At 72.7% G+C, this 6746-nt stretch carries 1 protein-coding gene (only partly in view); it reads left to right on the top strand.

Annotated features, from left to right (window positions below; translation table 11 throughout):
- Positions 1 to 21: 21 nt before the first annotated feature.
- On the top strand, positions 22 to 6746 hold the 5' end (the start) of the coding sequence (locus AB0O21_RS29005; protein WP_365175816.1) for a hypothetical protein. Its footprint extends 26386 nt past the window's final position; only the first 6725 of its 33111 coding nucleotides appear in the window; it begins with the start codon at positions 22 to 24; the stop codon falls past the right edge of the window.

The following is a 6746-nucleotide window of genomic DNA, read 5'->3' as shown; positions in this document are numbered from 1 at the left end:
GTGCGTCATCTGCCGCCGGCGTTGGATACGACGTCTCCGTACGCGAGGCTGACGCCCGAGGAGAAGGTCGTACGTCAGCTGGCGCACTTCATCCTGACCGACAGCCTCGGCCGTGACGACGTGGCGGCCAAGGCGGTCCTGCGGGGCCTCCTGGCGGGCCTGCCCGAGGTGGCTCCGGACCCGCTCCGACGGACCGGCGGCGCGAAGAAGAAGAACACCGGCGCGAGGAAGAAGACGGGCCAGGCCGGCTCGGGAAGCCGGGAAGCCGGAAGCTCCACCGGGCCCGGCACGGCCGCCGACGCCAACACGACCCCCGAGGCCACCACGGCCGGGGCGCCGTCCCACGGCCCCCGGCTGACCCCCGAGAACGCCCACGAGATCGTCGCCGATGCCTTCGCCCAATGGCTCGTATGGAATCCCGGCAAGTTCTCCTTGCCCCCCGAGAAGCTCGCGGGGGCCATGGACACAGCGGTGAGTACGTTCCTCCTGTACGCGGACACGATGTCCCGGGACGTCCCCGACTTCGTCGTCGACGCCGGCGTCGTCTCGTTCTGGCTCTCCCACCAGTTGCAGGCCGGCACCTCCGCCGTCGATTCGGCCACGATGTACGCGCTCGCCAAGGACCGCGACGTCATGGACGCCGCCAGCCGTTCAGCGGAGCTGGCGGCGACCGTCGACAGGAATCCCTGGATCATCCCGCTCCTGGCCGCGCACCCGGATCTGCTGGACACCCTCGGGGACCCGGACCTCCAAGGCGAGGTGGGGCCGTTGCTGCGCGACAGCGACGGTGTGAAGCGGATCTTCGGCGACCTGAAGCTGCTCCGCGAACTGGAGAGGGACCGGAAGCTGCGCTTCGATGTCCTGCGCGACCACCGGGTGGTCCTGGCTCTGGGCGGCAACGTCGAGCTGGTGAAGATCGTCATGGAACACGACAAGATGGCCATGACGAACAACGTCGTGGCCGAAGTGCCGTTGTTCGCGAGCCTGCTGACCGACCTCGCCGCCCTCGGTCCGGACGGCGGCACGGCGGAGCTGCACCGGGTGCTCGGTGCCGTCCAGGACAACCTGGACCTCCAGTACGAGATGCTGGACCACCGGGAGGCCTTCACCGACTCGGAGCAGATCCACCGGCTCCTCACCGACCTGCCGTTGCTCTCCGCCATGCGCAGCCATCCGGCACAGATCAAGACCGTGCTGACCGTCCCCGGCATGCTGGCCGCCGCGCACCGCGACCCCGGGACGCTGTCCGTACTGGACGGCGACCCCTTCCTCTCGGACGTGCTCCTGGACCTCCCGGAGCTCGGCGGACGGCTCGCCGCCGACCCCCGGCTGCTGGGCGCCGCCTACACCAACCCCCAACTGGCCGCGACGCTCTCGGAGGATCCGCACGCCCTCGACGACGCCCTGACCTCGAATGACCAGGAGACGCTGAGGCAGGTACTTCTCTCGGCCACCCCGAAGTCCACCGACCAGGAACCCGGGCCGGACAACGGGGACCCGACGGCCTCCGGGTTCCACAAGGTGCTGCGCACCGCACTCGCCGGCAACCGGCCCCTGGTCGACGTCTTGTTCGCGGACGTGGAGTTCAGCAGGCTCGTGGCGGAGACGCCCGGCCTGCTCTCCTCGCCCCACGAGTACCGGCGCCTGCTGGATCCGAACCGCGGCGCGACCGTCCGCGCCCTGCTCATGGCGCACCGGGACGACATGACCGTCCCCGGCGTGACCCGGGCCCTGCTCCGCCACTCACGGATCCAGAACGTGGGCACACGCATCACGGGCACGCTCCACGGGCTCGCGGACTCGGTGCGGACCGAGCCCGGGCTGGCGGACACATACCACCGGAGCGGGGCATGGACGCTCCGGTCCATGATGGGAGCCACCTACTACGCCGTCGCGACCGCCACGGAGGGGTTCAGGGAGGCCGCCGGCCGCGACGGCCTGCTGCTCTCGGTGTTCAACGAGAACCGGGACCTCCTGCGCGTGCTGCACGAGGTGCCGGACGGCCTGGAGGCGGTGACGGCAGGGGACTCGGCGCTCCTGGAACTGGCGGCACGGTTCCCGGTCGTCATGAACGCCCTGTTGCGCACTCCGGCCCTCACCGGGGTCGGCGCCCGGCACGGCGGGATTCTGAAGACCTTCGCGGCCATTGCCGCCGCGGTGCCCGAGACGGCGCAGAGCCCCGGCTCCGCCACCACGCGTACGGCGGGTCACTGGTCGCGCTTCCTGGCCACCGACGAGCTGCTCGACGCCCTCGCCACGGAGCAGGCCGCGCCGCTGCTGTGGCTCGCCGCCACCGATGCGGAGATCTTCAACGCCGTTGTGGAGCACCCGGCCGTCGCACGGATCATCCAGCAGCACCCCCAGCGCCTCACCTCCCTGGAAAGCGACCGCACGGGACTGCTGAACGAGATCAGGAACTCCGGCACCCGGACCATGACCGACACCGGCCTCGACATCTCGCCGCAGGAGGCCTCCGCGCTGCGTACCCTGGCGCTGCCGCAGGACGCCGCCCGGAATGTGTTCCACGCCGCGCAGGACGAAACCGGCCTGCGCATGCTCGACTCCCTGCACGCGGCGTACGAGGAGATCCCCGGGCTGTCGGAGGCAGTCGGGGCCGACGACGGGCTCCTGCACCTGCTGTACGCCAACACGGAACTGCTCCCCACCCTCCGTCACCGGCCGGGTCTCCTCACCGTCCTCACCGACTCCTCCAAGCTCGGCCAGCGCGCCCTGCACCGCAACGCGGAGCTGACCGCGGCGCTGCGCACCAACGGCCCCCTCTACCAGGCCTTCGCCCACGACTCCTCCCTGGCCGACGAGCTGGCGCGGGACTGGGACTCGGGGTCGCTGGCCGCCCGGAACCGGAACCTCTTCCGGTTCTCGCGGGTCCCGCACCTGGCGGGAGCCTTCGGCCACCAATCCCCGGCGGTCCGCTTCCTCCAGGTCGACGAGGCCATGACCGACGCCCTGCTGCGCGACGGTCTGCGGCTGCTCCCGTCGATGGCGGACAACGACCCCTTCTTCGAGACCCTGCTCGAACTCCGCGGGGACGGATCCCCGGAGCGGGTCCGGCTCCTCGACGGGGTCGTGCGTGCCGTGACGGCAGACGGCGCCGGTGTGCTGCTGGAATCCGTCACCGGCACCCCCGAGCTCGCCCGGATCCTCTTCGACGCGCCGACCCTGACGGCCGCCCTCACGGCGAACCCCAGCGCTTTCGTCCATGTCGACGAGGTGAGCGACCTGCTGTTCGATGCCGCACTGGTGGCCGGCTTGGACCAGGCGCCTGCCGTGACCGAGCAGATCCTGGGCTCCCGCGACCTGCTGATCGCGGCGGCCGGCGAGATGCTGCTGCCCGAGGCCATGCTCAACGTCCCCGGATTCGCGGACCTGCTCGCCCACCACCCCGACCTGCACGGGGCCATCGGCCTGGCGGCCGACGTCATCGCCGACCCGAACCTGGTGAGCGCCCTGCACGGCCTCCACGGCCTGGCCGACGCGGTGATCGCCGTGCCGGAACTGCGCGGCCAACTGCGCAAGCCCGGGGTCATCGCCCTGGTGCGCGCCCACCGCGTCCTGGTGCGCGAGGCACACCGGCAGACCCGGCTGTGGCGGGCCCTGGACCACCTGCCCGCGTTCGTCACGGCGGTCACCGCCGACCCCGCGCTCCTGGCGAAGGCAGCCGGCCGCGCGAACCTGCTCGACACCATGACCGAAGCCTCCACCGACCTCACCGCCGAGGACCTGCGCGGCGTTTTCGCCGAAGAGGCGTTCACCACCCTGCTGAACAACCAGCCGACGCTCGCCAAGGCGGTCCTCGGCGACCCGGAACTGCTGCGGTACGCCCTCGCGCAGCCACACTTCGAGGCCGCCGTACTCGCCCTCGGCACCGGCAAGAAGGGCAAGCTGGGCAAGGTCGCCAAGGCCGGCTCCGAGGCCCTGCGACGCGCCGTGGACGCCTACGGCGTGGAGCACCCCGCCCCCGTGACCCCGGCACCGGAACCCGCCCCGGAACCGGCGACCGCCCCCGTACAGCCGCCCGCGCAGACGAACCCCAACCCGCGGCCGGCCGGGGCACAGGGGCAGGCCGCCAAGCTGGCGGAACTGGCCCAGGCCGCCCCGGACGTCGCCGCGCTCCTGGACCAGGACCGGGAACTGACCGGCTGGCTCGTGGCCCGGCCCGCGATCCTGGCGCACCTGCCCGCCCATCCGGAACTGGCCGCCCTGCTCCTCCTGCGGCCCGACCTCGTCGAGCTCCTGGAGGCGGAGCCCGAGGAAGCGTCCACCCTCACCTTCGCGGCCTACTCGGGGACGGAGCCGCTCACCGGGGACCTGGACCGGGACGTGGACGCGTACCTCGGCTCCATCGACGTGGCCCTGGGAGACGCGAACCGCGCACTCGTACGCGACACCCTCCAGCCGGCCTGGCAGTTGGGCGACACCGACCGCCGTGCCGCGGTGGAACAGCAGGTCGAGCAGGTGCGCGGGCGCTTCGCCGCGCTGAACCCGGCCAACCCGTCGACCTGGGAGTTCTCCCGCCGCGTGCGGTACGCGAACCGTGTGAACGCGGGCATGTTCGTCGGACAGGACGGGCTCCTGGCCCGGCTGGCCTCGGGAGAGAAGCAGCCGCAGGAAGGCTCCGCCTACCTCAACGGGGCCCTGCACGCCCACCTCGGCTCTGGCTGGGGCGGCATCACCTACGCGTACGTCGGGAACCCCGAGGACGGGGCCGTGGACCTGCTCGTCTACGGGCGGGCCAAGCGCCGTGCCCGCACGGGCAACGCCTACGTGTGGGAGGACAGCGGCATCCGGAGCATGGACGGCCCGCTGCCGATCGACTTCGCCGCGGACACCCCCGAGCTGACCCGCTCCCTGGCCCTGGTCGAGAAGCTGCGGGAACCGGGCGGCATCGACACACTGGTCGAGTCGTTCCGCGCGGCTCAGGGCATCGCAGAACTCCGGACCTCGCGGGCCCCGTACTCTCGAAGTGTCAGCCAGGGCCCGTGGTCGCCCGATCCGGCCGGGCCCGCGCCGGCTCTCGACGCAGCCTGGGCCCATCGCCGGGAAGGCGCCCCGGTGGCGTACCTCAGCACGGAGAGGTTCGACCCCGCGCGCACCATGGCGGAGGGGCGCATGACCCTGATCCGGTCCGAGATCCGGCGGATCGAGGTGACCCCGGGGGAGTGGGTCCGCGACGTGACGCTGGACCTCCCGGTCGTCGGCCTGAGCACCGAGGAGAGGGGGGCCTTCGAACGGCAGCTCCAGGACATCCTGGACCGGGCACTGAACAAGGAGCCGCGCAGGTTCAAGTACCCCGACGACCAGCTGTACGTACGCGTCAAGCTGAAGCAGGGCGACGCGCACGACGAGCGGATCACCGTCACCTCGACCCCGGAGGGGAAGCCCCTGCGGCGGGCGGACCAGCTGCACCTGGACCTGGGGCACTCCGAAGGGGTCCTGTTCCACGAACTGCTGCACTACCTCGGCGAGTCCGACCACTACGTCTCGAAGGACGCGGTGTTCCGCGCCAAGGCCGACTCAATGGCCGTGCAAGAGGCCGGGGCCATGGCGGACCCCGAGGGCGGACTCGACGTGCCGGACTCCTCGATCGCCCTCATCGAGGCCGTGCACGCCTCGGGGCCCGTGATCCGGGACCACCCGCTGAACCCGCCGCGCCACCCGCTCGGGACTGCGCCGCCCAGGGCCCCGCTCACCTCGCAGGAGATCGGCGCGCTGCGTCCCGCACAGGCACCGGCCCCCCGCCGGGACGAGACCCACAACGTCATGTTCGCCGAGGGCGTGCGGGTCAGCACCGCGCAGACCGATGCGCTGCGCCCGCTGGCCGGGCGGCTCGCGGCGTACGCACACGAGCACCGCGCGGTGCCGGGGGCCGTGGCGCACATCCGGATCGTCGGGTACGGCAACGGGCAGGCGCTCGCCATCTCGTCGGCCGGCGCCCGGCAGAAGGGGCAGCGGCGCGCCGAGGCCGCGAGTACGGTGCTGCGCAGGCTGCTTTCGGAGGAGCTCGTCTCGCGCGATGCGCAGCCGGAGCTGGTGGACCGGTTCACGTTCACCACGACCGGGGCGGCCTCGAACCGGGAGGCCCTGCGGCGCCATCCGGAGCTGCGTACGAGCGGCCGCAGCGCGGTGATCACGGTCGACTACCCGGAGACACCGGACCCGGTCACGCCGGACCCGGTCGCCGCCGGGCCGGATCCCGTCACCGTCGAGCCGGAGCCGGAGGCCCACGTCGAGCCGGAGCCGCAGGCCCACGTCGAGCCGGAGCCCGGGGCGGCCCGGGAGCCCGACGTCGAGGCCGGTACCCCGGCCGTACAGGAGGCCCCGGCGCACACCGAGGACGAGGGCGCCGACGAGCAGCCGCCCCCGCTCCCCGAGGCGGCAGACCCGAGCCCGCAGGGACTGTTCCGCGCCCTGGAAGCCCTGGCCCCCGGGCTGCGCGAGGTCGACGGCCGGCCCGACCCGGCGGCGCTGCGCCGCTGGATCGCCGACGCGATGACCGACGCCGACCTGGTGGCAGGTCCCGCCGACCCTGGCGACTCGTCCATCCCCCTGAGCGAGATCGTGGGAGCCGGGATCAGGCTCAGCGCGGTGCAGCACACCCGGGCGGTCCTCACCGGTTCGGTCCGCCCGGAGGCGCTGGAGGGGATCCAGCGGACCCGCTACGCGGTGGTCACGGCTCCGGAGTGGCCGGAGCCCGTCTCCCGCGCCGCGTTCAGCACGGCCGCGCG

The organism is Streptomyces sp. NPDC091371, from assembly GCF_040684275.1.
Lineage (GTDB): Bacteria > Actinomycetota > Actinomycetes > Streptomycetales > Streptomycetaceae > Streptomyces.
Note: the sequence above shows the minus strand (reverse complement) of the source record. Positions and strands in the feature narration are given on the sequence as shown.